Source organism: Kitasatospora sp. NPDC088742 (assembly GCF_055584905.1).
In genome coordinates this window covers 181,127-206,392 of record NZ_JBVJLD010000005.1, presented here as the reverse complement: position 1 = coordinate 206,392, position 25,266 = coordinate 181,127, and the positions used below count along the sequence as shown (strand labels likewise).

The window sequence follows — 25,266 nt, the reverse complement described above, 5'->3', positions numbered from 1 at the left end:
GCGCGCGACCGCGGTGATCGCCCAGGTCAGGCCCAGGTCAAGGCAATTGATAGCAGGAACAGTTGGTGAACGAAGAGCTCGATGGGCTCCGTTCATCCGAACGTGTGGACACCTCACCGGAGCTGACGCACCCGCTCACCCGGACGGGACGCGGCTCAAGAAGAGGAGTGCTGCCCAGTGTGGCTCGCCACCAGCAGACGGTGGCGAGCCCGTGCGGCGCGGCGCTCCTCGGCCCGGGCCCACACTGCCGCGCGGGCCTCGTCCGGGTCGAAGGGGGCCGGGGAGAACAGCCCGCCGGAGGCCCGGACGTGGCGCTGCCGGTCGTCCTGCCAGAACTCCACCGTCCAGCCGGGCCAGAGTGTGGGTATCCGGTGCGCCTGCGGGGTGAAGTACGTGCACCACCAGCCCAGTCGGCGTCGGTCCGGGTCGAGGTGAATGCCCGAGGCGGCGTGCAGGTGGAGCGCGCCGTGGTCGGGCGCGCCAGCCAGGCGGTCGAGGAGGGCGAGGCCCTCGCGGAGCGGATGGTCGGCGACGTCGCTGGTGACGTGGGACCGGCCGTCGGCCAGCGTGATCACCACGCCGCCCGGGTCTTCCCGGCCCAGGTCCTCGTCACCCGGGGCCAGCAGCGTCTCCGGGGAGGGGTGGTGGTCCTCGCGGTGGGACCCGGCCGGGTCGAGGCCGGCGTACGCGAGCACGGCGGCCTGGCCCTCGTACAGCCAGCGGATCTCCCAGCCGGGCCAGGCCTCGGCGAGCAGGTCCAACGTGACCGCGCGGTGGCGGAGTTCGGCGCTGGGTCCCTCCCAGACGAACAGGGCCAGCACCTTCCGGGCCAGGTCGACCACCGCTCCGCCCTGGGCGTGCACCTCGTCCAGCCACCAGCCGTCCTGCTTCAGGTCGGGGAGGGAGGTGAGCAGCGGGGTGGGCCCCGCCAGGAGGTCGAGGTCCATCCCGACCGCCCAGCCGGTCCGGTACAGCTCGTGGCTGCCGTCCGCGCGGATCACGACGATCGTGGCCCTGTCTCCCATGGCTCCAGAGTGGGGCAGGGCGGGGGAGCGGTCCAGGGGTTTCCGGTGGGGTGTCCGGGCGGGTGTCCGGTGGGTGGAAATCGGTGGGACGTGCAGGTCGTGGGGGCTAGGGTCCGCGCATGACGGTCACTCACCAGCTCGCCCAGATCAACATAGCCCGCCTGATGTTCCCCCTCGACGGCCCCGAACTCGTGGACTTCGTCGAGGCGCTCGACCCGGTCAACCGGCTCGCGGAGGAGGCCGACGGCTTCGTGTGGCGGTACACCGAGCCGGCCACCGCCGGGGAGAAGGTGATCTTCGACGACGAGTGGCTGATCGTCAACATGTCGGTCTGGCGGGACCCGGACGCGCTGGAGGCGTACGTCTACAGCCCCGGGCACATCGCGGTGCTGCGGCGGCGCCGGGAGTGGTTCTCCCGGGCGAGCGAGGCGATGACCGCGCTCTGGTGGGTGCCGGCCGGGCACGAGCCGACGGTGGCCGAGGCGGAGGCCAAGCTGCGCAAGCTGAGGGCGGACGGGGCGGGGCCGGAGGTGTTCACCATGCGGGAGACCTTCCCGGCGCCGGGGGGCTGACGGCGGGGCCGCACCCGCGGATCGAGTGCGGCCCCGCTCAGGCGTGTCAGGCCTCGGCGATCAGGGCGGTGCCGACGGTGCGGAAGCCGACCCGGCCGTAGATCCGGGCCACGTCCTCGTCGCCGGCGGAGAGGAAGACCGTCCGGACGCCACGGGCGCGGGCGTCGGCCACCAGGGCGGCGGTGACGGCGAACCCGAGGCCCTGGCGGCGGGCGCTCGGGAGGGTGCCGATGCCGACCAACTCGGTGACCTCGCCCACGGGTTGGTGCTGGCCGCCGCAGAGCGCGGTGCCGTCAGGGCCGAACGCGGCGGCCACCACGGTGAGGCCGTCCCGGATCCGCCCGGCGGTCCGGGCAGCCGTCCCGTCGGCGCTCAACTGGGCGGTCATCGCGGCCAGTTCGGCCGGGCCGGCGGTGCCGATGGCGGTGCCCGGCTCGCCGAAGGAGAGGTAGGCCACGGCGAGGGCCTCGGCCAGCGCCGGGTCCTCCGCGCCGACCACCCGGACGGTGACCTCGGCCGCCGGGAACTCGGCCCCGCCCGCGTCCACGTCGGAATCGGCGAGCACCATCAACGGGTGGCCGTGCGCCGTGAGCCCGGTGGCCTCGACCGCCGCGCGCAGCCCCGGGGTGGTCTCGGCCACCCACTCGAAGGCCTCCGGCACCTCCGCCTCGCGCTGCCGGGCGCGCACCCGCTCGACGTCCTCGGCGGTGACCCCGGGCCCGGTCCAGCCGAGCGTCGGGCGGGCGTAGTAGGGGAAGCCCGGGCCGTTGCGCAGGAAGAGCGAGAGCGGGCCGAAGTCCTCGACGCGGGCGGCGCTGCGCGGGACGGCGTCGTAGTACCGCTCCAGCCGGTCGAGCAGGAGGGCGGTGGTCGAGTCGGTGTTGTGGTCAGCGCTGGTATCGGTGCTGTTCAGGTCATCGGTCACTGGCGAATGAAAGCAGCCGTCCGCCGGTGCCGCCACCGGGTTACCCCGGCCGGTCGTGGCGGGCGGCGGCGCTGCGCGTACGATCGTGCTGCCATGACGAACCAGACCGCCATCACCACGTACCGCAGCTACGTCGCCGTCGGGGACTCCTTCACCGAGGGCATGTGTGACGAGCTGCTCCCCGACGGCCACTACCTCGGCTGGGCCGACCGGGTCGCCCGGGCGCTCGCGGCCGAGAGCGGGCCGGACTTCCGCTACGCCAACCTCGCGGTGCGGGGCAAGCTGATCGGGCAGATCCGGGACGAACAGCTCGCCCCGGCCGCCGCGATGGGGGCCGAACTGGTCACCCTGGCGGGTGGGTTGAACGACGTGCTGCGGCCGGGGTGCGACATCGGGCTGGTGAGGCGGCTGCTCGGCGAATCGGCGGAGCGGCTGCTCGCGGGCGGCGGCACGGTGGTGATGTTCACCAGCACCGACCCGACCAGGCGGCTGGGCGGCAGCGCGCGGCTGCTGCCGGCGATCCTGGAGATGAAGGCCTACGTCGAGGGCCTGGCCAAGCAGAATCCCCGGCTGCGGGTGGTCGACCTCTTCTCCGCCCCCTGCTTCGACGACCGCCGCCTCTGGGACGAGGACCGCCTCCACCTCTCCCCGGAGGGCCACCGGCGGGTCGCCGTCGCGGTGTTGGAGGCCCTCGGCCGCCCGGCCCCGTTCGACTGGCGCGCCCCGCTGCCGCCCGCCCCGCCGCGTACCCGCGCCGCCAAGGCCGGTTCGGACCTGCGATGGCTCCGCACCCACCTCGGCCCGTGGATCGGCCGCCGCCTCACCGGCCGCTCCTCCGGCGACGGCCGGCCGCCCAAGCGCGCGGAACTGCTGCCGTACGAGGGCTGACGCTCACCCCACCCCGCGACGCTGAGCAGTCGAGGGCCCCCGCCGCAGCCGCCGCGGGGGCCCTCGGCATTGGTCAAGTGGCTTGTCCAACTGGTCAGTTCACTTGACCATCGGAGAAAAGGGACTGGCACACTCCCGGTATGAGCGAGCCCGAAACCATCGCCCAGAGTCTCCCACCGCTGCTGATAGCCCTGGCCTCCGAGTTGGTGCACGCCATCGACACCGGAGTGCGCGACCGGGGCTTCACCGACCTCCGTCCGGCCCACGGCTTCGCGTTCGCCCGGATCGCTCCGGGCGGCGCCACCGTCAACGAGCTGGCTGTCCACCTGGGCGTCACCAAGCAGGCGGCCAGTCAGATGGTCGATGACCTGGTCAGGAAGGGGTACGTAGAACGACATCCACACCCGAGCGACGCCCGCGCCAAGCTGATCGTCCTGACCGATCTCGGCTGGGAGTGCACCCGCGCGACCGAGGCCGCGACCTCCGATGCCGTCCGCCCCTGGGCCGTCGCCCTCGGCAGGCGCCGCCTGCGCGAGCTCCACGAGGACCTCAACCTGCTGGCCCCCGTCGGCCAGCTCCGCCCGACGTGGTGACACCCTCCGCACCCGTGGGGGACACCCGCACCTGACGAGGTGTTGATTCTTTGCCCGGCCCATCGGGGGAGCCGGGCGGGAGGGCCGGGCCGCCCGGGAGCCGGTGACGGAGCGTTATGGGTTTGCGGGCGCACCGTCGGCCGGGGAAGAGTGCCGGGATGACGACGGATGACACGGTGCGGACGGTCCCGGAGCTACGGCCCGAGGTGTTGGAGTACTACGAACGGGGCGGGGAGGACGGCCGCCTGGACCGCGGCGGCGCCAACCGCCTGGAGGAGCTGCGGACCAGGGACGTGCTGCTGCGCCTGCTCCCGCCCGCCCCCGCGCGGGTGCTGGACGTGGGCGGCGGCAGCGGCCGGTACGCCGGCTGGCTGGCCGGGCTCGGCCACCAGGTCGAACTGCTCGACCCGGTGCCGCTGCACGTGGAGCAGGCCCGGCTGCGGCCGGGCGTGACCGCCCGGACCGGCGACGCCCGGGAGCTGGACCTGCCGGACGCCTCGGTGGACGCGGTGCTGCTGCTCGGCCCGCTCTACCACCTGACGGAGCGGCAGGACCGGGTGCGGGCGCTGGCCGAGGCCCGGCGGGTGGTCCGCCCGGGCGGGCTGGTGGTGGCCGCGACCATCAACCGCTTCGCGGGCCTGCACGACATGCTCGCCAAGGAGCTCTACTTCGAACCGGCCCGCCGCCCGCAGCTGGAGGCCGCGATGGCCGACGGCCACCTGCGGCCCACCGGCGAGCAGCCCACCTTCACCACCGCCTACTTCCACCGGCCCGCCGAGGTGCCGGGCGAGTTCGAGGAGGCCGGGCTGACGCCGGGAGGGCAGTACGGCGTGGAGGGCACGGCGTGGCTGATGGGCGGGGTGGACGCCTGGTTGGACGACGAGGAGCGGCGGGCGGTGGTGCTGGACGCGATGCGCCACACCGAGTCCGAGCCCTCCCTGCTCGGCGTCAGCGGCCACCTGCTGACGGTGGGGCGGCGTCCGGAGCGGACGGGCTGACCCTCCTTCGGGTGCGGAACGGTGGGGCCCCGCACGGTCCGGAGGCCCGGAGGCCTACGATCTCCGGACGGAGCGGTGTGAGGGGGAGAGCGTGGGCCGTGCAGGACCGGCGGGAGCGGGGACCGGGGAGGCCGGGGCGGGGGAGGCCGGGCCGCAGCGGGACGGTGTGCTGGTGCTGATGACGGCCGCGGTCGCCGCGGTGCTGGTGGTCTCGCTGGCGGTCAGCTGGCTGGCCCGTCAACTTCCGCTGCTCGCCCTGCTGTTGGCCGTGGGCGGGGCGGCCGGGGCGGTCACCGCGCGGCTGCGGGTGCTCGCGCGGCGACGTGAATTCGTCGCGCGGATGGCGCAGTTGAGGCACGGCGGGAGGTTCCTGGCGATGGGCCCGGAGGAGTTCGCGCGGGCCCTCGCCGAGCTGTGCCGCCGCGACGGCTGCACCGAGGTCGCCACCACCGGCCCGGCCGGGGTCCTCGCCACCACCCCCGACGGGCGCCGGCTGCGGCTCGGCGTCGCACGGCACGAACCCCGCTCCCCGGTCGGCTCCGCCGAGGTGACGCGGCTGACGGAGGACCGGCACGGCCGCCCCGCCGCCCTGGTGACGACCGGCCGCTTCACCGAGACCGCCGCCGCCCGCTGCGCCGAGGCCGGCGTCCGCGCCGTCGACCAGCGCGCCCTCTCCCTCTGGGCCGACCGCAGCGGCCCCGCGCCCTGGGCCTGACCGCGCTGCCGCGCCCGGGCCGGGTCAGTCCAGGGTGATGCGGATCGCCACCGTGCCGGTGTGGCCGCGGCGCAGCCGGCTGCCGAGCACGGTGAGGCGGCCGACCAGGCCGTACTTGCGGTTCAGCAGGGCGCGGTACGCGTGGGCCGCGGTGGCGTCCAGGATCTCGGCCCGGCCCGGGACCTGCTTGCCGCTCGGATTGCCGCGGACGTCGCAGGGGCCGACCAGGACGTCGGCGCGGTTGCGGATCCGCTTGACCTTCCAGGAGTCCGCCACCGTCCAGATGCCCAGCGCGTCACCGTCCCGGACCACCCACACGGGCGTCGGCACGCCGGAGCCGTCCCGCTTGAAGGTGGTCACCAACAGGTACTTGCCCTCGGCGAGTTGGTCGATCGACTGGGTGCTCATGCCGGGAGTCTAGGCGCGGCCCCTGAGCTGGGGTATACCGGGACGACCCGCCCGGCGGCGGACGGGTGGACGGGGGTGGTGGTGACGTACGCCAGAGTGACCACGGCGGCGGAGGGCGACACGGCACTGGCGTTCGCCACGGGGGTGGTGGGTGCCGGGCTGGTGGCGCTGGGTGCGGCGGCGGGCCGGACCGGGCCGGGGTACCTGGCGTACGGGTGCTCGCTGGCGCTGCCCGGGCTGCTCTGGTCCTCGCTCCAGGTGCTGCGGCCGGGCCGGATCACGGCGGACGCGCGCGGGCTCTCCGTACGGTTCTCCTTCCTACCCCGTGAGGTGGAACTGCCCTGGGCCGCCGTCCCGATGGTGACCGAGCTCGGCGTGCGGATCGCCCGGGAGCCGGTGCCGGTGGTGGCCTTCGACCTGGAGGTGCCGCTGCCCCGGGTGGTGCGGCTCTCCTCGGCCTGGTCGCTCTACCGGAGGCTGGCCGAGCGGCTGGGCCGCGGGCCCGAGGCGCCGGGCCTGGCCTTCGTGGTCCGGCGCCGGGAGGAGGAGTTCGCCGGGCTGCTGCTGACGGCCCGTGAGTGCGGGGTGCGGCACCGGGACCGCCGCCCGGACCCGTTCACGCTGTGAGCGCCCGGCGCGGGCGGTCGACCAGCTCGCCACCGCAGTTGGGACAGACCTGCTCCATCGCGTCCGCGCACGGCACGCAGTAGCTGCACTCGAAGGAGCAGATCCGGGCCGGGCCGTCCGCCGTCAGCGCGGTGGTACCGCAGCGCTCGCACAGTCCGCGCATCTCCAGGGCCATCAGGCTCTCCGATCTTCGTGATGGGGTCGGGCACCATTCTCGACGCAAGGAAAACCGCAGGTGAAGGGGTGTCAGTGCCACCCTCCGCCGAGATCCTGCCAGAATGCGGACGGTACTCAAGCGTTGGACCAGGAGAAGGTGACCGGCTTCGTGACCATGCCAGTCGAACGGAAGATCGCCGAAGAGCTGGGCGTACGGGAGGGGCAGGTGAGAGCGGCCGTCGAACTGCTCGACGGCGGCTCGACCGTGCCCTTCATCGCGCGCTACCGCAAGGAGGTCACCGGCGAGCTCGACGACGCCCAGCTGCGCACCCTGGAGGAGCGCCTGCGCTACCTGCGCGAGCTGGAGGAGCGCCGGGCCGCGGTGCTCGAGTCGATCGAGGCCCAGGGCAAGCTGGACGAGGCGCTCAAGGCCCGGATCCTGGCCGCCGACTCCAAGGCCCGCCTGGAGGACATCTACCTCCCGTACAAGCCCAAGCGGCGCACCAAGGCCCAGATCGCCCGCGAGGCCGGTCTGGAACCGCTGGCCGACGCCCTGCTGGCCGACCCGGGCCTGACGCCCGATCAGGCTGCGGGCGGCTACCTGAACGAGGCGGTGGCCGACACCGCCGCCGCGCTGGAGGGGGCCAGGTCCATCCTGGTCGAGCGCTTCGGCGAGGACGCCGACCTGGTCGGCACCCTGCGCGAGCGGATGTGGGGCCGGGGCCGCCTGGTCGCCACCGTCCGGGAGGGCAAGGAGGAGGAGGGCGCCAAGTTCGCCGACTACTTCGACTTCGCCGAGCCGTACACCAAGCTCCCCTCGCACCGCATCCTGGCCATGCTGCGCGGTGAGAAGGAGGAGGTCCTCGACCTCGACCTCTCCGCGTACGAGGGCGCCGACGGCGACCTGCCCGGGGAGAACGACTACGAGCAGCGGATCGCCGCCCGGTTCGGCATCGCCGACCGCGGCCGCCCGGCCGACAAGTGGCTGGGCGACACGGTCCGTTGGGCCTGGCGCACCCGGATCCAGGTGCGGCTCGGCATCGACCTGCGCACCCGGCTGCGCCTGGAGGCCGAGGACGAGGCCGTCCGGGTCTTCGCCGCCAACCTGCGCGACCTGCTGCTGGCCGCCCCGGCCGGCAGCCGCTCCACCATGGGCCTGGACCCGGGCTTCCGCACCGGCGTCAAGGTCGCCGTGGTGGACGCCACCGGCAAGGTGGTCGCGTACGAGACGATCTACCCGCACCAGCCCGCCAACAAGTGGGACGCCTCGATCGCCACCCTGGCCGCGCTGGCGGCCGAGCACGACGTCGAGCTGGTCGCGATCGGCAACGGCACCGCCTCCCGGGAGACCGACAAGCTCGCCGAGGACCTGATCAAGCGTCACCCCGAGCTGAAGCTCACCAAGGCGATGGTCTCCGAGGCCGGTGCCTCGGTGTACTCCGCCTCGGCCTTCGCCTCCCAGGAGCTGCCGGACCTCAACGTCTCGATCCGCGGCGCGGTCTCCATCGCCCGCCGGCTCCAGGACCCGCTGGCCGAGCTGGTGAAGATCGACCCCAAGTCGATCGGCGTCGGCCAGTACCAGCACGACCTCAGCGAGCTGAAGCTCTCCCGCTCGCTGGACGCGGTGGTCGAGGACTGCGTCAACGCCGTCGGCGTGGACGTCAACACCGCGTCCGCCCCGCTGCTCACCCGGGTCTCCGGCGTGACCGGCACGCTGGCCGACAACATCGTCGCGCACCGCGACGCCAACGGGCCGTTCCGCACCCGCAGGGCGCTCAAGGACGTGGCCCGGCTCGGGCCGAAGGCCTTCGAGCAGTGCGCGGGCTTCCTGCGCATCCCCGGGGGTGACGACCCGTTGGACGGCTCGGCGGTGCACCCCGAGGCCTACCCCGTGGTGCGCAAGATCCTCGCCGCCACCGGCGGCGACCTGCGCGCGCTGATCGGCAACGGGGCGGCGCTGCGGGCCCTGCGGCCCTCGGACTTCGCCGACGACACCTTCGGCATCCCGACCGTCACCGACATCCTCGGCGAGCTGGACAAGCCCGGCCGCGACCCGCGCCCGGCCTTCCGCACCGCCACCTTCAAGGAGGGCGTCGACAAGATCGGCGACCTGGAGGTCGGCATGGTGCTGGAGGGCGTGGTCACCAACGTGGCCGCCTTCGGCGCCTTCGTGGACGTCGGCGTCCACCAGGACGGGCTGGTGCACGTCTCGGCGCTGTCCAAGAACTTCGTCAAGGACCCGCGCGAGGTGGTCAAGCCCGGCGACATCGTCAAGGTCCGGGTGGTCACGGTGGACGTGCCGCGCAAGCGGATCGGCCTGACGCTCCGCCTGGACGACGAGACCCCGCGCGGCGGCCCCGCCTCCGGCGGCGGTGGCGGCCAGGAGCGCAACCGTGACCGCGGCCCGCGCCCGCCCCGCCAGGGTGGTGGCCGGGAGCAGGGCGGTGGCCGGGAGCAGGGTGGCGGCAACCGCGACCAGGGCCGCCGTGGCAACGCCTCCTCGGCGCCCGCCCCGGCCAACAGCGCGATGGCCGACGCCCTGCGCCGGGCGGGCCTGACCGGCAAGTGACGCACCGTCGGGCCGCACTCCGCACCGGGGTGCGGCCCGAGGCCGGATCCGGTCTCGTCGGACGGGGCGTCAGGCGGTGGCGGTGCGGGAGTCGACCGCGAGCGCGATCAGGTCGTGCCACCAGGGGTCGCGGTGGTGGGTGAGCAGGCGCTGGGCCTCCGCCGGGGGCATCGCGCGGACCTCGACCACCTGCTCGCCGTCCTCCGGGTTCTCCGGCTCGGAGTCGACCGTGACCTCGGCCCAGCCCCAGAGCCAGGCCTTCTCGGGGTGCGGCTGCCAGGGGCGGTAGGGCTGCGGGTGGTCGGTGACGCAGCGGTGGGCGCCGATCCAGACCGGCTCGCCCAGCATCCGGGCGCCGGCCTCCTCACGCAGCTCGCGCACCAGGCAGGTCTCGATGCTCTCGGCCGCCTCCCGGGTGCCGCCGGGGAGGAACCAGTGGCCCCGCGCGTCCCGGCAGAGCACCACCTGGTCACCGGAGAACCCCACCAGGTGGATGTTGGTGATCAGCCCGTCCGGCGGGAGCTCCGCCGCGAACTGGGCGTCGATGCCGCCCCAGGCCCAGCGCTGGGGCGCGTACAGGCGCGGGTAGCGGGCGGCCTGCTCGGCTGTTCTGTCCGAAGTGTCCGTCATTCAAGGATCTTAGTCCCGCCCGGGCGGTGGCTGTAAAGCATCGGTGACACGCGGTCAGGTAACGCCCGGACGGGGCCCGCGTAGGGTGGGCCGGAACCGCCCCGGAGGGAGCCCCCGATGCCCACTGTCCTCTACGTCACCGACCTGACCTACCAGGCCAAGGGCCGGCGTTACTGCGACGAGGACATCGCGCTCTCGGCCGCGCTGCGCGGCGAGTTCGAGACGGTGCTCTGCCACCCGCTGGACGCCGCCGCCCTGATGGGCCGCTTCGACCTCACCGTGGTGCGCAACAGCGGCCCGGTGCTGCACCACCGCGAGGCGCACGAGGCGTTCCGGGAGCGCGCGCTGGCCGAGGGGGTCAAGGTCTTCAACCCCTTGCACGGCCGGGGCGACATGGCCGGCAAGCAGTACCTGCTCGACCTCACCGAGGCCGGGTACCCGGTGATCCCCACGGTGGCCTCGGCGGACCGGACCGGCCGGCTGCCGGCGGCGGCCGGCTACCTGAGCAAGCCGCTGCTTGGCGCCGACTCGATCGGGATAGCGCTGCACCGGCCGGAGGAGCTGGCGGCGTTGGAGCTGGACGGCACGGTGCTGCTCCAGCCCCGGATCGACTTCCGGTACGAGGTCTCCTTCTACTACGTCGGCCGGGAGTTCCAGTACGCGCTGTACGCCCCGGACCCGGCCGCCCGCTGGCGGCTGGAGCGCTACGACCCCTCGCCCTCCGACCTGGCCTTCGCCCGCCGCTTCGTGGAGTGGAACGCGCTGGACCACGGCATCCAGCGGGTGGACGCCTGCCGCACCCCCGAAGGCGGGCTGCTGCTGGTCGAGTTGGAGGACCTCAACCCCTACCTCTCGCTGGACCTGCTGGACCCGGCCGCCCGGTCCTCCTTCGCCGCCGCGATGGCCGCCTCGATGCGGAGCCTGCTGGCGTCCTGACGCCGGGATCCTGACGCCGGGTCAGTGGCGCAGCAGGTACGGCAGCGAGCTGTCGTTGTTCAACAGCCAGGCCAGGTACGAGGGGTTGGTCCTGGCCAGCTCCAGGTAGGCCGAGCGCAGATCGCCGTAGAGGCCGTCCAGTGCGCAGCTGGTGAGCGCCCGGGCCCGCCAGACCAGCAGCAGCCGGACGCTGAACGGGTCCCCGTGGACGGGGCGGATGACCGTGCCGGGGCCGGGTACCGAGGTCGGCTGGCAGGGGCGGACGGCCTCGCCGGAGGCGACCAGTTCGGCGGCGGTGGCGTTGTCCCTGACCTGCACCACCCGGGGGTTGAGCCCGGCCTCGGACAGGACGCGGCGCAGCGCGGCGTACTCGTGGTCGGCGGTCGGGTCGACCATCCAGGCGTCGGCGGCCAGGTCCTTGAGGTGCACCACGGGGGAGGCGGCCGCCGGGTGGGTCAGGGCCAGGGCGACGAACTGCGGCTCGCGGGCGATCAGCACGCGGTGCCCGGTGCCCTCGGGCAGCCGGAGCGGGAAGCCCTCGCTCTCGTGCACGAAGGCCAGGTCCAGCTGTTCGGCGCCGACCAGTTGGAGCAGGGCGTTGGCGGATACGTCGATCCGGATGCTGGTCTCGGTGTCGGGCAGCCGCTGGTGCACCCGGCGCAGCCAGCCGGCCGCGGCCCGGCTGCCGACGCTGCCGATCCGCAGTCTGGCCTGGGCCGCGCCGTCGGCCTCCTGCCGGGCGGCGGTGACCAGTTCGGCCATGTCGGCGATGATGCCGCGGGCCCGGGAGAGCACCGAGTGGCCGAGCGGGGTGAGCCGGCTGCCGGTCCGCTCGCGGGTGAACAGCCGCCCGCCGATGGCCCGTTCGATCCGGTGCAGCTGGGTGGTGACGGAGGGCTGCGTGGTGCCGAGCTGCAGCGCGGCCTTGCGCACGCTGCCGGTGTCGGCGACCGCGCACAGCACACGGAGGTGCCTGACTTCGAGCTCCACAGCGGGAGCATAGGCGGTCGCTGACCTGCACGCCAGGGACATGACACCTTCTGGCAGGCCGGGTGATAGCCCCGTGCTATCTCCGGCTGCCATCATCCGCAGCCCCGGGGTGGTGACCGAAGCTCTTGGGCACAGCGCAATCCCCCACGCCAAGTCGGCTGCCCCACAGGTGACTTGGCCTCAGACTCTGGAGTCCCCCGCATGCAGCGCTCCATGCTCTCGTTCGCCGCGGCCGCCGCCCTCGCCCTCACCGGCCTGGCCGCCCCGGTCGCAGTGGCCGCGCCCGCGCAGCCCTCCGCCGCCCAGTACGCCGGTTCGGCGGCCGAGCAGGCCGACGTCAAGGCCTTCCACGAGGCCGTGATGAAGTCGGCCCTGGCCAAGCAGGCGGCCAACCCGTACCTGCTCGCGGTCACCGTCACCTACAACGCCGCCTCCGCGCCGACCTTCCGCACCCAGATCGCCAACTCCACCTCGATCTGGAACGGCTCGGTCTCCAACGTCCAGCTGCGTCTGACCACCGGCACCGGGGACTTCAAGTACTACGAGGGCAACGACTCGCGCGGCTCCTACGCCTCCACCGACGGCCACGGCCGCGGCTACATCTTCCTGGACTACCGTCAGAACCAGCAGTACAACTCCACCCGCGTCACCGCCCACGAGACCGGCCACGTGCTCGGCCTGCCGGACCACTACTCCGGCCCGTGCAGCGAGCTGATGTCCGGTGGCGGCCCCGGCACCTCCTGCACCAACCCCTACCCGAACAGCACCGAGAAGAGCCGGGTGAACCAGCTCTGGGCCAACGGCATCGCCGCGTTCAACGCGCAGCAGGCGGCGAAGGCCGCTCGCTGAGACGGTGGTTGACGTCCGAGGGCCCGGCCTCCGTGCGGTGAGGCCGGGCCCTCGGCGTGCTCGCGGTCAGGTCCTGCACGCGAGCAGCAGGGCCACGTCGTCCGCCCGGTGGGTGGAGTGCCGGGCCTCGTGCAGCAGTTGGTCGGCCAGCCGGCCGAGGTCCTCGGCCGGCCGGCGGGCCAGGTCGCTGCGGTGGGCCAGATCGCTGCGCAGCCGGTCCAGCCCCTGGTCGATCGAGGCGCCGGGCCGCTCGACCAGGCCGTCGGTGTACATCGCCAGCACCGCCCCCGGCTCCAACTCCAGCTCCGTGCACGGGTACTCGGCCCCGGGGTCGACCCCGAGCAGCGGGCCGCCGGGCAGCTCCAGCACCTCCGTCCGGCCGTCCGGGTGCCGCAGCAGCGGCGGGACGTGCCCGGCCCGCACGGCCCGGGCACGGCCGGTGGCCGGATCGAGCCGGAGCAGCAGGCAGCTGGCCAGCAGGCCCGGGTCGAGCTCCAGCAGCAGCCGGTTGGTCCTGGTCAGCACCTCGCCGGGGGAGCCCTCGGTCCCCGCGAACGCCCTTACCGCGCTGCGGAGTTGACCCATTGTCGCGGCGGCCCCGACGCTGTGCCCCTCGACGTCGCCGATCACCAGCGAGACGTACCCGCCGCCCGCGATCGCGTCGTACCAGTCGCCGCCGATCTCCATCCCCCGGGTGCCCGGCAGGTAGCGCGCCGCCACCGCCAGGCCAGGGACCTCCGGCAGCCGGTGCGGCAGCAGCGCCTGCTGCAGACCGCGGGCCAGCGCGAACTCCGCGTCGTACAGCCGCGCCCGGTCCAGCGCCTGGGCGATCAGCCCGCCCAGCGCGGTCAGCACCGCGCGCTCCTCGCTGCCGAACACCCGGGACCGCTCGAAGCCCAGGATGCAGCTGCCCACCGGCAGCCCCGAGGCGACCAGCGGCAGGAAGGCCCAGGCGCCCATCTCGTCCCGGGCCAGGTCCGGATAGGCCGAGTGGAGCTCGCGGGCCGACTCGAAGAAGACCGGGGCACCGCTGCTGAACACCTCCGCACCCGGCACCCGGGACCGCACCGGGATGCCCTCGAACGGCTCCAGGAAGCCCTCCGGGTACCCCGACTGCGCGATCAGGTGCATCCGGCCGCCCCGGGCCAGGTAGAGCGCCAGCTCCTGGCCACCGAACCCGGGCAGGATCTGGTCGATCACGCAGTCGCAGACCTCCTTCACCGTCACCGCCTCGGTGAGCGCGCTGGCCAGCTGGAGCAGGTGGTACGTGGCCCCCAGGCTGGCGGGGGTCGGGGCGGGGGCGGCGGTGGGTGTCGTCGTCGTGGTGGTGGGGGAGCCGGGCGGGGCGGCCGGGGTGATCCGGACGGTCAGGCCGGTCGGGTCCGGGTAGAGCGAGAAGGCCAGCCAGTGCCCGGGCGGGCGCAGCGCCAGGAAGGCGGTCGGCTGCTGGGCCAGCATCGCGGCCCGGTAGCGGTCCTCGTAGGCGGGCTCGGCCAACCAGGGCAGCACGGACCAGGGCTGACGGCCGATCAGTTCGTCCCGGCCGGTGCGCAGCAGCAGCTCGGCACTGCGGTTCAGGTAGCTGACCCGGGCGTCCGGATCGAGCGCCACCAGCCCGTCGCGCAGCCGCTCCACCGCGGCGGCGGCCGGGTGCACCGCCTCCTCGGCGGTGACGGTCAGCGGCGTCTCCGGCGGCGCGGGCGGATCGGCGGCGAGGGCCGCCGCCAGCCGGTTCGCCGCTGACCTGAGCTGCCGCCGGGCACCCGCCGGCGGGGAGTACCCGGCCGGCCAGACCACTGCCAGGACGCCGAGCGGGTGACCGTCGGAGCCGGCCGGGGTGATCGGGGTGCAGGCGAAGGCCTGCAGGTGCGGCAGCCCCAGTGCCACCCGGGGGTAGCGCCGCATGGTCTCCTCGGGGTCGGTGAGCATCACGGTCTTCCCGGTCCGGAACGCCTCCGAGGCGGGCAGCGGAGCCGCCACCGAAAGGTGCCGGAACCCGCTCAGCAGCTCGACCGGCACCCCCGCCACCGCACTCAGAACCAGCCCCCGGCGGTCCGCCGACGGCAGGTACAGCACACTCCCGTACGCCGAGGTCGCGCGGGTCGCCCGCCGCAGCGCCTCGGCGAGTACGGCCTCCTCGGCCAGACCCTGGCGCATGCTCTTTCTGTACGCCGTGCTCCGAAGGGTGTCAAACCAGCGGCGCTCCCCGGAGGGGGCAGGGGCGCGGGGAACTGCGCGAGGCGGAAGGACGAGACCCGTGTGCCGGGTACGGAGTTTCACTTGCAAGTGGGTGTCCGTACCCGGCACACGGGTCTGTGTCTTCCGCAGCGCGCAGTTCCCCGCGCCCCTGACCGCCCTCTGGGCGGCCCGGCGCGGCCCAGAGGGTGTCTCAGGAGAGGGTGGTCAGGGCGGCTGCGGCGGCCAGTTCGGTGCGGGCGGCCTCTTCGACGTGGGAGAGGTAGGCGTAGGCGTCGGAGCCGACCGGGATCCGTACGGGGGTCTGCTCGGTGGTGACGATCCGTAGTACGAGCGTGGCGAAGTCGGCCGGCCGGCCGATCTCCGGCAGGTCCTCCATCTGCCGCATGGCGGCGAGCATCGGGTCCACCGTCTCCCGGTAGGCGTCTATCCGGTGGGCGGTCTCGTTCACCGAGGCGCCGTAGTGGGTGGCGAAGCCGCCCGGCTCGACGGCGGTGACCCGGATGCCGAAGCCCGCGACCTCGGCGGCCAGCACCTGGCTCATGCCCTCCAGCGCGTACTTGCCGGTGACGTACGCCCCCAGCCCGGGGATGCCCATCCGCCCGGCCAGCGAGGAGACGTTGACGATGTGTCCGGAGTGTCGCTCCCGCATCCCGGGCAGCACCTCGCGGACCAGCCGCCAGGGCCCCACCACCAGGGTCTCCAGCTGGTCCCGCAGCTCCTGGTCGCCGACCTCCTCGACCGCGCCGAAGAGCCCGTAGCCGGCGTTGTTGACCAGTACGTCGATCCCGCCGAGGCGGTCCTCGGCCAGCGCCACGGCCTCCGTCACCTGGGCCTGGTCGCGGACGTCCAGGGCGGTGGTGAGCACCCGGTCCGGGTGGCGCTCCCTCAGCTCCTCCAGGGTGGCGGGCTTGCGGGCGGTGGCCAGGACGGTGTCGCCCGCCGCCGCGACCGCCTCGGCCAGCGCCAGGCCCAGGCCCGACGAACATCCGGTGATCAGCCAACGCCTTGCCATGGGCTCCCCCTAGAGTCTGTGGTGACCGCCCACGCTTCCAGATCCGGACCCGGGCCGCCCCGGTTCCGTCCGCCCCGACGGAGGCGAGCGGAAGCGCACAGGGGGCGCCCGTCCACGGCATCGAACACGCCCCCGACACGAACCGACTTCCGGTCGCGTCCGCGCGCGGACCGCCGGAAAACCAGGCGCAGTCCGACGGCCCCGGGTGCCATCATGATCGGTCAACCGGCCCGGTCGGGCGGGGACGGACCGACGTAGCGGAGACGAGCATGGTCAGCGGCACGGCACTGGCGGGGATCGCCCTGGTGGCACTGGGGATGGCGCTCACGCCCGGCCCCAATCTGGTCTACCTGGTGTCCCGTTCGGTGCTCCAGGGCCGCCGGGCCGGGCTGGTCTCGCTGGCGGGCGTCGGGCTCGGCTTCCTGGTCTACCTGGCGGCGGCGGTGGCCGGGATCGCCACGGTCTTCGCGCTGGTGCCCGGCATCTACCTGACCCTGAAGCTGCTCGGCGCCGGCTACCTGCTCTGGCTGGCCTGGCAGATGCTCCGCCCCGGTGGCCAATCCCCCTTCGCCACCCGGGAGTTGAAGCCGGACCGGCCGCGCAGGCTGTTCGCGATGGGCTTCGTCACCTGCCTGCTCAACCCCAAGATCGCCATCCTCTACGTCTCGCTGCTGCCGCAGTTCATCGCGCCCGAGCGCGGCGGGGTGGCCGCGCAGAGCTTCGCCCTCGGCCTGACCCAGATCGTGGTCTGCCTGGTCAGCGACGCCGCCTTCGTCGTCACCGCCGGCTCGGTCGCGGCCTTCCTGACCCGCCGCCCCACCTGGCAGCGCGTGCACCGCTACGCGATGGGCACCGCCCTGGCCGCCTTCGCCGTCCGGCTGGCCGCCGACCGCTCCCGGGCCGTGGTGGCCGCGCCGTGACGGGTACCGAGACCGGCCGGACGGTCGTCCGGATGGACGCGGACACCGTCGAGGACATCCGCTACCTGCTGACCTTGGCGCCGGCCGAAGTCCGGCCGGACGTCCACACCTTGTTGCGGATCGAGCCGGACGGAGCGGTGCCCGGGGCTCCGCACCCGTTCGGATGGGCCGGCCACCGGGCACGGGGCTACTCGACCTACTCCCGCCACCTGCCGGCCGCCGCCCGGTGGTGGATGCTGCGGGAGGATTCCCCCGAGGTCAACCAGCGGATCCTGCAACAGGAGTGGCTTCCACCGGGCCTCGCGGCCGACGTCCGGGACGGGCTGCCGTTCGGCCCGGGCCGCACCGAACTCGTGCCGGTGATCCGTACCCACCACCTCGGGCAGGCTCCGGTGCGGCCCGAACCCGTCCCGGTCGAGGAGTTGATCACCCGGCTGCGGGCCGCCGTCGGCCCGGGGAAGCTGCGCGGTGCCCGGGCGGCCGTACGTGAACTCCGGCGGGCCGGCTGGCCGTCGGTGGTGGCGGCACACGCGGCCGAGCCGCTGCCGGGCCTCGCCCGGTGGGCGCTGGCCGAGCGGATCGACTGCCCGGACGAGCTGCGGGCCGCCTTCGGCAGCCACGCGAAGTTCGAGCACCGGCTCCGCCCGACCGGCCTGACCCTGAGCTGCCCGGAGTTCGTGGACCGGTACGGGCCGGCCCGCACCGTGCTGCGCGTCCTCGACGTCGGCCGGTGGGCCTTCCCGACCGCGACGGCCTCGGCGGAGGACACTCTCCGCCCCTTGCTGGAGCGGTACTTGGGTGCCCGGCCGGAGGCCTGGGTGGAGCTGGTCCGGCTGCTCCCGTCCTACCGCGGCACGCTGGGGGCCCTGCTGGCCACCGCCGGAGCGGCCCGGCCGGGGGAGGACGTGACGGTCGAGCCGCCCGCGCCGGCCCGGCCGCACGGACGGCCCCGGGCGAGTGTCCGGCGACGTGTGGCGTCATCGGAGGACGGGTCGCCCTCGGCGGGCTCCACGCCACCGGCCGACGCCCGGCAGCAGCGGTCCGAGCCCGGGCGTCCGACCCCACCGGGCTCCCGGAGGGTCGCTCCCGAGCCGCGCCGCGGACTGCTGGGATGGCTCCGCCGGTCCCGCTGACAGCAGGCCCTGCTGACGGACGTTCCCGCTGACGGCCGGTCAGGCTGTCGGCGGGGCGGTGCGGTGGACGCTGAGCACCGCCGCCACGTCCGCCGGGAGGGCGGGTGGCGAGAGGTGGGCGCTGAGGGCGTCCAGGCGGCGGCGGACGGTGGCGGCCACGCCCTTGCCGAGCACGTAGCGGGTCGCGGTGGTGGCGGCCGGGGCGGCGTCCAGCAGCAGGTGGGCCTCCCGGCTGCGCATCCCGGTGTTGCTCAACACCAGCTGCCGCAGCCGGTGTTCGGCCCCGGAGAGGGCGGCGCCGATGGCGGCGGCAGCCGTCCCGTCCAGCCGGTTGTCCGGCGCGTCGAGGAACCCGGCGGCGCGGACCCGTCCCAGGTCCAGCAGCTCCACCCCGGACCCGGCGGCCGCCGCGACCAGACCGGCGAGCGCGCCCGGGCCGATCCCCGAACTGGCCACCGAGAGCCGCCGCAGCCGCCCGTACGGGGCGGAGCGCAGCGCGGCCGCGAGCGCACCCGCCCCCAGGTCGCCCAGCCCGGCCGCCGAGAGGTACAGCTCGCCTACCGCCCCGGCCGCCACCAGCCGGGCCGCCTGCTCGGCGCCCTCCGGGCCGAGCGGGTTGCCGCCCAGGTAGAGCCGCTCCAGCGGCGGGCGGCCGGTGGTCAGCAGGGCCTCGGCGAGTTCGGCCAGCGCGGCCGGGGTGAGGCCGGTCTGCACCAGGTCCAGGGTGCGCAACTCCTCGGCGGCGCGCACCAGATCACCCGCCGCGTCGCCCAGCGGGTTGCGCTTGAGCCAGAGCGCCCGGACCGCCTGCGGCGAGGCGCGCAGCTGGTCGGCGATCCGGCAGGCCCCGGCGGTGGTGATGCCGTTGCAGCCCAGGTAGAGGGTGCTGACGTCGGCGACCAGCACCCGGGCGGCGACGGCGGCGGCGCCCTCGTCGCCCAGCCCGTCGGTGCCCAGCAGCAGGTGCCGCACCGGCCCGGGCGTGCCGTCCTCGGCGCGCGGTCGCAGCGCCTCGGCCACCAACCGTGCGCCGTCCGGCCCGAGTTGCTGCTTGCAGAGGTCGAGCCGGCCGTCCGGCAGGGCGGTCCCGACCGGGAAGTCGATCCGCTCCTCGGCGGCCCGCCCGGCGCGCAGCCAGCCCAGCAGCGGGGCCAGGTCGGGCCCCTGACCCGTCGTCACCACGCCGCCTCCCGGTAGTCCTTGAGGAAGACGCCGGAGTACGGCTCGCCGGCCTCGCCGCGGACGATCGGGTGGTAGACCCGGGCCGCGCCGTCCACCACGTCCAGCGGGGTGCGGAAGCCGTGCCCGGCCATCCGGGCCTTCTTCGGGGCCGGGTTCTCGTCGGTGATCCAGCCGGTGTCCACCGCGCACATGTGCACGCCCCGCCCGGCGAGTTCGGCCGCGCTGGTGCGGGTGAGCATGTTGAGCGCGGCCTTGGCCATGTTGGTGTGCGGGTGGCCGCCGGTCTTGTTGCGGACCTCGAAGCGGCCCTCCACGGCGGTGACGTTGACCACGTACCGGCGCGGGTGCGGCGAGGCGAGCAGCAGCGGCAGCAGCCGGTCGCAGAGCAGTGCGGGGGCGAGGGAGTTGACCAGCTGGGTCTCCAGCACCTCGGCCGGGTCCAGCTCGCCGAGCCGGGCCGACCAGGAGTTGGCGGGCGCGGTGTCCGGCAGCAGCCCGGCCTCGTCCGCCTCGGGCAGCACCACACCCGCCGACGGGCCCGCCACCAGCTCGGCGGCCGGCCAGGCGGCGGTCAGCGCCGGCATCGGCCGGAAACCGGGCGCGTGCCACACCGGCGACCCGGGCGGCAGTGCCTCGGCCTCCCCGGCGGCCAGCAGTGCGTACGCCTCGGGCGGACGGCGCAGGGTCTGGGCGGCGTTGTTGACCAGGATGTCCAGCGGACGCCCGTCCCGGCGCAACTCCTCGCACAGGCCCAGCACTTGGCGTGGGTCGCGCAGGTCGATGCCGACCACCGAGAGCCGGCCGAGCCAGCGCGCGCTGCCCTCGGCGGCCCGGAAGCGGCGCAGCGTGTCGTGCGGGAAGCGGCTGGTGACGGTCAGTTCGACGCCGTCCCGCAGCAGCATCAGGGCCAGCTGGAAGCCGATCTTCACCCGGCCGCCGGTGACCAGCGCCCGCCGCCCGCGCAGGTCGGTGGCCAGGGCGCGGAAGGCGGTGTTGTCGGCGGCGCAGTCCGGGCAGAGCAGGTGGTAGAAGCCGTCCAGCTGCCGGTAGGCGCGCTTGCAGACGTAGCAGTGCCGGGCCCGGTGCAGCCGCCCGGCGGGGGCGCCCGCCCGCTCCGGCAGCGGCGCGTCCTCACGGCGGGTCAGACCGCCGGTGGCGGTGGTGGAGACCAGCGCGGAGTCGGCCGCGCTGCGGCCCTTGCGGCGCTGCTTGCGGCTGTCCCGGACGAACGAGTCGCTGTTGCGCTCGGCGCGCAGCCGCAGCGGGTGGTCCACCGGGAGGCGGCGCAACTGTCCGAGGGTCCGCTCGAAGGCGGCCAGCTCCTGCTCCGTCGGTTCGTCCTGCGGCACTGCTCTCCCGCCCCTCGTGAGTCCCGGCCGGCCCCGGTCGGATTCGAACCGACGTGATCCCTCATTGCATGAGGGCGCGTCTGCCTCTGCGCTACGGGGCCGTCCGGGCCGCCCGGGGGTCGGATTCGAACCGACGTCCCCTGTCCTGCCGAGACAGTGCGCCTGCCACTGCGCTACGCCCGGACGGTCGGCGCATCCTAACGGGCGGGGGCGCGCGGGAGCACGTGAATATGCACGGTGGGTGTGCGTACTGACGAACCTGACGCACGGGGCTTGACCTGGAGTGCACTCCAAGGGGCAGGGTGGGCCGACGCACGATCGGCCACACCGGAGGAGAGACGAAGCATGCGCAACACCACGCTGGGAGCCGGGGGCCCCGAGGTCGGCGTGATCGGGCTCGGGTGCATGGGCATGACCTGGGCGTACGATCCGAACGGACGGGACGACGCCACCTCGGTGCGGGTGCTGCGCGAGGCGCTCGACCTGGGCGTGACCCTGATCGACACGGCGGACGTCTACGGGCCGTTCGACAACGAGGAGTTGGTCGGCAAGGGCCTGGCGGGGGCGTACCGCGAGCGCGCCGTGCTGGCCACCAAGGTCGGCCTGGTGGCCGGCCTCGGCGGGGCCCGGGTCGGCACCGACGGACGCCCGGAGCACGTCCGCGCCTCGATCGACGAGAGCCTGCGCCGCCTCGGCACCGAGTACGTCGACCTCTACCAGCTGCACCGGGTCGACCCGGCCGTCCCGGTCGAGGAGACCTGGGGCGCGATGGCCGAGCAGGTCGCGGCCGGCAAGGTGCGGCGGCTCGGGCTCTCCGAGGTGACGGTGGAGCAGATCCAGCGCGCCCAGGCCGTCCACCCGGTCAGCTCCGTGCAGTCCGAGCTCTCGCTCTGGACCAGGGACGCGCTGGCCGAGGTGCTCCCGCACACCGAGGCCAACGGCATCGCCTTCCTCCCGTTCTCCCCGCTCGGCCGCGGCTTCCTGGCCGGCCGTTTCGGCTCCAGCACCGACCTCCCGGCCGACGACTGGCGCTCCACCCTCCCGCGCTTCCAGCCGGACGCGCTGGCCGCCAACCAGGCCCTGGTGGACACCGTCCGCCGGATCGCCGACGGACACGGCGCCACCCCGGCCCAGGTCGCGCTCGCCTGGGTGGTCGCCCAGGGCCGCCTGGTCATCCCCATCCCCGGCACCAAGACCCCCAAGTACCTGGCCGACAACGCCGGTTCGGCCGACCTCGCGCTCACCGCCGAGAACCTCGCCGAGCTCGACGCCCTCCCGGCTCCGGTCGGCTCCCGCTACTGACCCACCCTCAGGGCCCGGTGCTCCGCCGTCCGCGCGGAGTGCCGGGCCCTGCTTGCTCCCGTCCCTCCCCGCGCGCTTGCATGGGCGCATGCCCCCACGCGTCCTCTACCTCTTCGGCACCGCGGCCTTCCCCGTGCTCGGCGTACGCTCCGTCATCGAGCAGGCCCAGGCCCGCGGCTGGGACGTGTGCCTCGGCCTCACCCCGACCGCCGCCGACTGGCTCCAGCCCGAGATCCCGGCCCTCACCGAGCTCACCGGCCACCTGGTCAAGGCCCGCTACCGCCGCCCCGGCGAACCCGACCTGCTGCCCCCGCCCGACGCCGTCCTGTTCGGCCCGGCCACCTTCAACTCCCTCAACTCCCTCGCCCTCGGCCTCACTTCCTCCTGGGTCGTCGGCTACACCGCCGAAGCCCTCGGCAAGGGCATCCCGGTCACCGTCCTCCCCTGCGTGAACGCCGCCCTGGCCGCCCACCCCCAGTACCCCCGCAGCCTCGCCACCCTCCACTCGGCCGGCGCCCGGATCCTCACCGCCGGGCCGGACCTGCCATGGTCCGAGGCCTTGGATGCGGTCGGTGGCCCGTAGTGGGCCGGTTCTCTCATATGCTCTCGGGGGAACAACATCCACATCACGAGGAGCAGAGCAATGAGCGAGAACGTCTACTTCGACGTCACCGCCGACGGTGAGGACCTTGGCCGCATCGTCTTCAAGCTGTACGACGACGTCGTCCCGAAGACCGCGCAGAACTTCCGCGAGCTGGCGACCGGTCAGCACGGCTTCGGCTACAAGGAGTCCACCTTCCACCGGGTCATCCCGGCCTTCATGCTCCAGGGTGGCGACTTCACCCGCGGCGACGGCACCGGTGGCAAGAGCATCTACGGCGAGAAGTTCGCGGACGAGAACTTCACCAAGAAGCACGACCGCCCGGGCCTGCTCTCGATGGCCAACGCCGGCAAGAACACCAACGGCTCGCAGTTCTTCGTCACCACCATCGTGACCGACTGGCTCGACAACAAGCACGTCGTCTTCGGCGAGGTCGTCGAGGGCATGGACGTCGTCAAGGCCATCGAGGGCTTCGGCAGCCAGTCCGGCCGCACCTCCAAGAAGATCGTCATCAAGGACTCCGGCACCGTCTGAGCCCGATGACACCCACGTCCCGGGGCCACGCCCACGCACGGCCCCGGGACGGGGATCAGCGGCTCGGACGGCTGTCCAGGGCCGCGACGACGGTGGAGTGGAACTTCTCGACGGCCGTGTCCACGCTGCGGATGAAGCCGGACTCGGCGTTGCCGCGGGTGTTGCCGACGCTCTTGACCAGGGAGAGGCGGAAGCCGGTCGGGCGGGAGCCGTCCTTCGGGAGGAGGTCGCCGGGCTCGGGGCGCAGGCGTTCCAGGGTGCCGCGCGGGCCCTGGGTGGTGCCGTCGGTGAGGGTTTCGACGTGCAGGTCGGCCGGGGCGTCGGAGAGTTGCTTGACCAGGCGCTTGGCCCAGCTCAGCGGGTAGCCCTGGTCCGGGGCGGGGATCTCGATCGAGGTGCGCAGCTTGCCGGCCCGCAGGTCGGCCGAGATCGACAGGGCTCCGGGAGCGCCGTCGATCCGGATCTCGGCGGCCAGCCGGCCCTCCTCGGTCAGCCGGTCGGCGGAGGCGGTGAGGCGGCTGAGCGCGTCCTCGTCGCGGCGGGCCCGCTTGATCACCGGGAGGACCCGGACGCCGAGTTCGCCGCCGAGCTCGAGGCAGACCTGGCGGGTGAGGCGCTCCCAGCTCTCGACGACCTGGACGGCCCGCGGATCGCCGGGGGAGAGCAGGTCGGCCTCGATCTCCTTGCGCACCGGCACCCAGGCGGGGCCCATGTTCTGGAAGCCGTGGCAGCCCGAGTTCTCGTGCTGGAGGTAGTGCAGGAGCTCCTGGAGCAGCCAGGCGTGTGCCTGGTCCTTGACGCCCTCGTGGCGGATCAGCATCTTCGCCTGGTGCGTGACCTCGGCCCAGGAGAGGTGCCAGAGCCCGACCTTGTGCTTGCGGCGGCGGTCTATCTTCACGTCGACCAGCGGGCGGCCCTCCAGGGCCACGTCGTTGGAGATGGTGATCACGGCCTCGTAGGCCCGGCGGGCCGCGATGTCCATGTAGTCCTGGACCTGATCGGTCTTCAGGGGGTTGCCGTTGGTCTTGCACTCGACCAGGGCCGTCCACAGCCGCCCGGCGCGCTCGACCCGGATCACGCCGTCGGGACGCTTGGGGGTCTCGCCGTGCGGGAGTTGGACCTCGGCGAAGGTCTCCATCCGCCCCGCCGGGGCGCCGAAGGCGGCCGTCAGCCGACGGCCGAACTCGGGCACCTGGGCCATGACGGAGAGCAGGACCGAGGTGGCCCGGACCTCGCGCTCGTGGTCGTTCTTGAGCGAGCTGGCCGGGAAGAGCCGGGCCGCGTGCCAGGGTCGTTCTCGGCCAGCGACTTCTTGGTCTCCTTGGGCAGCGTCACCTTCTTGCGGGCGGTGCGCAGCCGCTTGGCAGCCGGGTCCGGTGCCGGTGCCGGTGCCGGTTCCGTTGTCGCTGCGGAGAGCTCCTCGGCGGGGGGAGCCGCAGGGGTGGCTGCCGGATCGTCGAGCGGCACCGGCGGCAGTTCCTCGGCCGCGCTGTCGTCCTCGTCGATGTCGATGCCGAAGTCGGTCGCCAGGCCGGCCAGGCCGGTGTCGTAGCCCTGGCCGACCGCGCGGAACTTCCACTCCCCGGCCCGGCGGTAGATCTCGCCGAAGACGAAGGCGCTCTCGGTGTCGGCGTCCTCGATCGCGAAGCCGAGCAGCTGCTCGCCGGAGGCGTCGGCGAGACCCAGCCGCAGCTCCTCCAACTGGCCGAACGCGGCCCGCTGGTGACGGCTCGCCGCGATCACGATCCGGTCGATCTCCTCCGGCAGCACGGAGAGGTCGAGCTGGATGCGGTCCTCGGTGCCGCCCTCCGTCAGGTGCTGGCCGAGCAGCTGGACGCTGCCGTCCGGAGCGGCCGGGTTGTTGTAGAAGAAGAAGTCGGCGTTGCTCCGGACCTTGCCCTCCGGCGTGAGGAGCAGGACGGACACGTCGGCGTCACCCTCGCCGGTGGGGCTGCTCCAACCGAGGCTCACGATGAACGAGTCGAGTTCGGTCGTCAGGGCGCTCAGGCTGACGTTGGCGCCTTTGAGCATGTCGTGCACTGTTGGGTCCCCCCGGGGAGCCGGGCCACCTCCGGACATGGGAGTGGCCTGAGAAGAGCGGGATGTGCCGACGGCATGTGACTGGCCGGCAGCTGGAGCCTACTCTTGTGCGG

The 25,266-nt window shown here is 73.9% G+C and carries 24 protein-coding genes, 2 tRNA genes and 1 pseudogene; 14 read left to right on the top strand and 13 right to left on the bottom strand.

Features of this window, described 5'->3' with window-relative positions; all coding sequences use genetic code 11:
- Nucleotides 1-155 precede the first annotated feature (155 nt).
- Nucleotides 156-1,025 carry a hypothetical protein gene (locus tag ACZ6ZR_RS07745; protein WP_465640441.1) on the bottom strand — a complete coding sequence of 290 codons (870 nt, stop codon included), beginning with the start codon at nucleotides 1,023-1,025 and terminating at the stop codon, nucleotides 156-158.
- 119 nt (nucleotides 1,026-1,144) lie between these two features.
- Between ACZ6ZR_RS07745 and ACZ6ZR_RS07740 the strand changes: the two genes are divergently transcribed.
- Complete coding sequence (locus tag ACZ6ZR_RS07740) at nucleotides 1,145-1,597, top strand: DUF3291 domain-containing protein (RefSeq protein ID WP_465640439.1); 453 nt, start codon at nucleotides 1,145-1,147, stop codon at nucleotides 1,595-1,597.
- Between the two features lie 46 nt (nucleotides 1,598-1,643).
- On the opposite strand, the gene ACZ6ZR_RS07735 is transcribed toward ACZ6ZR_RS07740, so the two are convergent.
- Nucleotides 1,644-2,522 (bottom strand): GNAT family N-acetyltransferase, encoded by an 879-nt coding sequence (locus ACZ6ZR_RS07735; RefSeq protein WP_465640437.1) that lies wholly within the window; start codon nucleotides 2,520-2,522, stop codon nucleotides 1,644-1,646.
- Nucleotides 2,523-2,615: 93 nt separating this feature from the next.
- Here ACZ6ZR_RS07735 and ACZ6ZR_RS07730 point away from each other — a divergent pair, with 93 nt between their 5' ends.
- From ACZ6ZR_RS07730 to ACZ6ZR_RS07715, 4 genes are all read left to right on the top strand, one after another.
- Nucleotides 2,616-3,410: an SGNH/GDSL hydrolase family protein gene (locus tag ACZ6ZR_RS07730; protein WP_465640436.1), complete on the top strand. Its 795-nt coding sequence runs from the start codon at nucleotides 2,616-2,618 to the stop codon at nucleotides 3,408-3,410.
- Between the two features lie 140 nt (nucleotides 3,411-3,550).
- Nucleotides 3,551-4,003, top strand: a complete 453-nt coding sequence (locus tag ACZ6ZR_RS07725; protein ID WP_465640434.1) for a MarR family winged helix-turn-helix transcriptional regulator — start codon at nucleotides 3,551-3,553, stop codon at nucleotides 4,001-4,003.
- A 158-nt stretch (nucleotides 4,004-4,161) separates the two neighbouring features.
- On the top strand, nucleotides 4,162-5,001 hold the full coding sequence (locus ACZ6ZR_RS07720; RefSeq protein WP_465640433.1) for a class I SAM-dependent methyltransferase: 840 nt from the start codon (nucleotides 4,162-4,164) through the stop codon (nucleotides 4,999-5,001).
- Between the two features lie 91 nt (nucleotides 5,002-5,092).
- On the top strand, nucleotides 5,093-5,716 hold the full coding sequence (locus ACZ6ZR_RS07715; RefSeq protein ID WP_465640431.1) for a restriction endonuclease: 624 nt from the start codon (nucleotides 5,093-5,095) through the stop codon (nucleotides 5,714-5,716).
- A 24-nt stretch (nucleotides 5,717-5,740) separates the two neighbouring features.
- On the opposite strand, the gene ACZ6ZR_RS07710 is transcribed toward ACZ6ZR_RS07715, so the two are convergent.
- Nucleotides 5,741-6,124 carry a PPOX class F420-dependent oxidoreductase gene (locus tag ACZ6ZR_RS07710; RefSeq protein WP_465640430.1) on the bottom strand — a complete coding sequence of 128 codons (384 nt, stop codon included), beginning with the start codon at nucleotides 6,122-6,124 and terminating at the stop codon, nucleotides 5,741-5,743.
- Between the two features lie 81 nt (nucleotides 6,125-6,205).
- Here ACZ6ZR_RS07710 and ACZ6ZR_RS07705 point away from each other — a divergent pair, with 81 nt between their 5' ends.
- Entirely contained in the window at nucleotides 6,206-6,751 is a 546-nt protein-coding gene (locus ACZ6ZR_RS07705; RefSeq protein WP_465640428.1) for a hypothetical protein, read from the top strand.
- Here the strand turns inward: ACZ6ZR_RS07705 and ACZ6ZR_RS07700 are convergent.
- Nucleotides 6,741-6,926, bottom strand: a complete 186-nt coding sequence (locus ACZ6ZR_RS07700; protein ID WP_465640427.1) for a DUF1272 domain-containing protein — start codon at nucleotides 6,924-6,926, stop codon at nucleotides 6,741-6,743. The genes ACZ6ZR_RS07705 and ACZ6ZR_RS07700 overlap by 11 nt on opposite strands.
- 156 nt (nucleotides 6,927-7,082) lie before the next feature.
- Here ACZ6ZR_RS07700 and ACZ6ZR_RS07695 point away from each other — a divergent pair, with 156 nt between their 5' ends.
- Entirely contained in the window at nucleotides 7,083-9,476 is a 2,394-nt protein-coding gene (locus ACZ6ZR_RS07695) for a Tex family protein (protein ID WP_465640450.1), read from the top strand.
- A 69-nt stretch (nucleotides 9,477-9,545) separates the two neighbouring features.
- Here the strand turns inward: ACZ6ZR_RS07695 and ACZ6ZR_RS07690 are convergent, their stop codons facing one another.
- Nucleotides 9,546-10,106: an NUDIX domain-containing protein gene (locus tag ACZ6ZR_RS07690; RefSeq protein WP_465640426.1), complete on the bottom strand. Its 561-nt coding sequence runs from the start codon at nucleotides 10,104-10,106 to the stop codon at nucleotides 9,546-9,548.
- A gap of 117 nt (nucleotides 10,107-10,223) precedes the next feature.
- On the opposite strand from ACZ6ZR_RS07690, the gene ACZ6ZR_RS07685 reads away from it, so the two are divergent.
- Nucleotides 10,224-11,042 (top strand): ATP-grasp domain-containing protein, encoded by an 819-nt coding sequence (locus tag ACZ6ZR_RS07685; protein ID WP_465640425.1) that lies wholly within the window; start codon nucleotides 10,224-10,226, stop codon nucleotides 11,040-11,042.
- 21 nt (nucleotides 11,043-11,063) lie between these two features.
- Here ACZ6ZR_RS07685 and ACZ6ZR_RS07680 read toward each other — a convergent pair whose 3' ends face one another.
- Nucleotides 11,064-12,032 carry a LysR family transcriptional regulator gene (locus ACZ6ZR_RS07680; protein ID WP_465640423.1) on the bottom strand — a complete coding sequence of 323 codons (969 nt, stop codon included), beginning with the start codon at nucleotides 12,030-12,032 and terminating at the stop codon, nucleotides 11,064-11,066.
- Between the two features lie 201 nt (nucleotides 12,033-12,233).
- On the opposite strand from ACZ6ZR_RS07680, the gene snpA reads away from it, so the two are divergent.
- Nucleotides 12,234-12,881 (top strand): snapalysin, encoded by a 648-nt coding sequence (snpA, locus tag ACZ6ZR_RS07675; RefSeq protein ID WP_465640421.1) that lies wholly within the window; start codon nucleotides 12,234-12,236, stop codon nucleotides 12,879-12,881.
- Between the two features lie 66 nt (nucleotides 12,882-12,947).
- Here the strand turns inward: snpA and ACZ6ZR_RS07670 are convergent, their stop codons facing one another.
- Together ACZ6ZR_RS07670 and ACZ6ZR_RS07665 are read right to left on the bottom strand one after the other, a co-directional pair.
- The gene (locus ACZ6ZR_RS07670) at nucleotides 12,948-15,038 is read right to left on the bottom strand and encodes a GAF domain-containing SpoIIE family protein phosphatase (RefSeq protein WP_465640419.1); all 2,091 of its coding nucleotides are present in this window, start codon (nucleotides 15,036-15,038) and stop codon (nucleotides 12,948-12,950) included.
- A gap of 232 nt (nucleotides 15,039-15,270) precedes the next feature.
- Nucleotides 15,271-16,092, bottom strand: a complete 822-nt coding sequence (locus ACZ6ZR_RS07665; protein WP_465640418.1) for an SDR family NAD(P)-dependent oxidoreductase — start codon at nucleotides 16,090-16,092, stop codon at nucleotides 15,271-15,273.
- Nucleotides 16,093-16,361: 269 nt separating this feature from the next.
- Here ACZ6ZR_RS07665 and ACZ6ZR_RS07660 point away from each other — a divergent pair, with 269 nt between their 5' ends.
- Together ACZ6ZR_RS07660 and ACZ6ZR_RS07655 are read left to right on the top strand one after the other, a co-directional pair.
- Entirely contained in the window at nucleotides 16,362-17,012 is a 651-nt protein-coding gene (locus ACZ6ZR_RS07660) for a LysE family translocator (protein WP_465640416.1), read from the top strand.
- Nucleotides 17,009-18,145, top strand: a complete 1,137-nt coding sequence (locus ACZ6ZR_RS07655) for a hypothetical protein (RefSeq protein WP_465640406.1) — start codon at nucleotides 17,009-17,011, stop codon at nucleotides 18,143-18,145. The genes ACZ6ZR_RS07660 and ACZ6ZR_RS07655 overlap by 4 nt, the downstream gene beginning before the upstream one ends.
- A 39-nt stretch (nucleotides 18,146-18,184) precedes the next feature.
- Here the strand turns inward: ACZ6ZR_RS07655 and ACZ6ZR_RS07650 are convergent, their stop codons facing one another.
- From ACZ6ZR_RS07650 to ACZ6ZR_RS07635, 4 genes are all read right to left on the bottom strand, one after another.
- Nucleotides 18,185-19,324, bottom strand: a complete 1,140-nt coding sequence (locus ACZ6ZR_RS07650; RefSeq protein ID WP_465640404.1) for a leucine-rich repeat domain-containing protein — start codon at nucleotides 19,322-19,324, stop codon at nucleotides 18,185-18,187.
- The gene (locus ACZ6ZR_RS07645) at nucleotides 19,321-20,676 is read right to left on the bottom strand and encodes an SDR family NAD(P)-dependent oxidoreductase (RefSeq protein ID WP_465640402.1); all 1,356 of its coding nucleotides are present in this window, start codon (nucleotides 20,674-20,676) and stop codon (nucleotides 19,321-19,323) included. The genes ACZ6ZR_RS07650 and ACZ6ZR_RS07645 overlap by 4 nt, the downstream gene beginning before the upstream one ends.
- Nucleotides 20,677-20,704: 28 nt before the next feature.
- Nucleotides 20,705-20,777, bottom strand: a tRNA-Cys gene (locus tag ACZ6ZR_RS07640).
- An 8-nt stretch (nucleotides 20,778-20,785) separates the two neighbouring features.
- Nucleotides 20,786-20,861: transfer RNA gene (locus ACZ6ZR_RS07635), tRNA-Ala, on the bottom strand.
- A 160-nt stretch (nucleotides 20,862-21,021) separates the two neighbouring features.
- Here ACZ6ZR_RS07635 and ACZ6ZR_RS07630 point away from each other — a divergent pair.
- The 3 genes from ACZ6ZR_RS07630 to ACZ6ZR_RS07620 all read left to right on the top strand — a co-directional run bounded on the left by ACZ6ZR_RS07630 (nucleotide 21,022) and on the right by ACZ6ZR_RS07620 (nucleotide 23,113).
- Complete coding sequence (locus ACZ6ZR_RS07630; protein ID WP_465640400.1) at nucleotides 21,022-21,978, top strand: aldo/keto reductase; 957 nt, start codon at nucleotides 21,022-21,024, stop codon at nucleotides 21,976-21,978.
- A gap of 88 nt (nucleotides 21,979-22,066) precedes the next feature.
- On the top strand, nucleotides 22,067-22,561 hold the full coding sequence (locus ACZ6ZR_RS07625; RefSeq protein WP_465640398.1) for a flavoprotein: 495 nt from the start codon (nucleotides 22,067-22,069) through the stop codon (nucleotides 22,559-22,561).
- A gap of 60 nt (nucleotides 22,562-22,621) precedes the next feature.
- Nucleotides 22,622-23,113: a peptidylprolyl isomerase gene (locus tag ACZ6ZR_RS07620; RefSeq protein ID WP_465640397.1), complete on the top strand. Its 492-nt coding sequence runs from the start codon at nucleotides 22,622-22,624 to the stop codon at nucleotides 23,111-23,113.
- Between the two features lie 55 nt (nucleotides 23,114-23,168).
- Here ACZ6ZR_RS07620 and ACZ6ZR_RS07615 read toward each other — a convergent pair.
- Nucleotides 23,169-25,144, bottom strand: a pseudogene (locus ACZ6ZR_RS07615) (TerD family protein).
- Nucleotides 25,145-25,266 lie beyond the last annotated feature (122 nt).

Coding starts and splice junctions, on each gene's coding strand:
- ACZ6ZR_RS07710 (WP_465640430.1), bottom strand. CDS start 6,124: ATGAGCACCCAGTCGATCGACCAACTCGCCGAGGGCAAGTACCTGTTG.
- ACZ6ZR_RS07625 (WP_465640398.1), top strand. CDS start 22,067: ATGCCCCCACGCGTCCTCTACCTCTTCGGCACCGCGGCCTTCCCCGTG.
- snpA (WP_465640421.1), top strand. CDS start 12,234: ATGCAGCGCTCCATGCTCTCGTTCGCCGCGGCCGCCGCCCTCGCCCTC.
- ACZ6ZR_RS07685 (WP_465640425.1), top strand. CDS start 10,224: ATGCCCACTGTCCTCTACGTCACCGACCTGACCTACCAGGCCAAGGGC.
- ACZ6ZR_RS07670 (WP_465640419.1), bottom strand. CDS start 15,038: ATGCGCCAGGGTCTGGCCGAGGAGGCCGTACTCGCCGAGGCGCTGCGG.
- ACZ6ZR_RS07700 (WP_465640427.1), bottom strand. CDS start 6,926: ATGGCCCTGGAGATGCGCGGACTGTGCGAGCGCTGCGGTACCACCGCG.
- ACZ6ZR_RS07660 (WP_465640416.1), top strand. CDS start 16,362: ATGGTCAGCGGCACGGCACTGGCGGGGATCGCCCTGGTGGCACTGGGG.
- ACZ6ZR_RS07745 (WP_465640441.1), bottom strand. CDS start 1,025: ATGGGAGACAGGGCCACGATCGTCGTGATCCGCGCGGACGGCAGCCAC.
- ACZ6ZR_RS07725 (WP_465640434.1), top strand. CDS start 3,551: ATGAGCGAGCCCGAAACCATCGCCCAGAGTCTCCCACCGCTGCTGATA.
- ACZ6ZR_RS07720 (WP_465640433.1), top strand. CDS start 4,162: ATGACGACGGATGACACGGTGCGGACGGTCCCGGAGCTACGGCCCGAG.
- ACZ6ZR_RS07665 (WP_465640418.1), bottom strand. CDS start 16,092: ATGGCAAGGCGTTGGCTGATCACCGGATGTTCGTCGGGCCTGGGCCTG.
- ACZ6ZR_RS07630 (WP_465640400.1), top strand. CDS start 21,022: ATGCGCAACACCACGCTGGGAGCCGGGGGCCCCGAGGTCGGCGTGATC.
- ACZ6ZR_RS07740 (WP_465640439.1), top strand. CDS start 1,145: ATGACGGTCACTCACCAGCTCGCCCAGATCAACATAGCCCGCCTGATG.
- ACZ6ZR_RS07730 (WP_465640436.1), top strand. CDS start 2,616: ATGACGAACCAGACCGCCATCACCACGTACCGCAGCTACGTCGCCGTC.
- ACZ6ZR_RS07620 (WP_465640397.1), top strand. CDS start 22,622: ATGAGCGAGAACGTCTACTTCGACGTCACCGCCGACGGTGAGGACCTT.
- ACZ6ZR_RS07690 (WP_465640426.1), bottom strand. CDS start 10,106: ATGACGGACACTTCGGACAGAACAGCCGAGCAGGCCGCCCGCTACCCG.
- ACZ6ZR_RS07695 (WP_465640450.1), top strand. CDS start 7,083: ATGCCAGTCGAACGGAAGATCGCCGAAGAGCTGGGCGTACGGGAGGGG.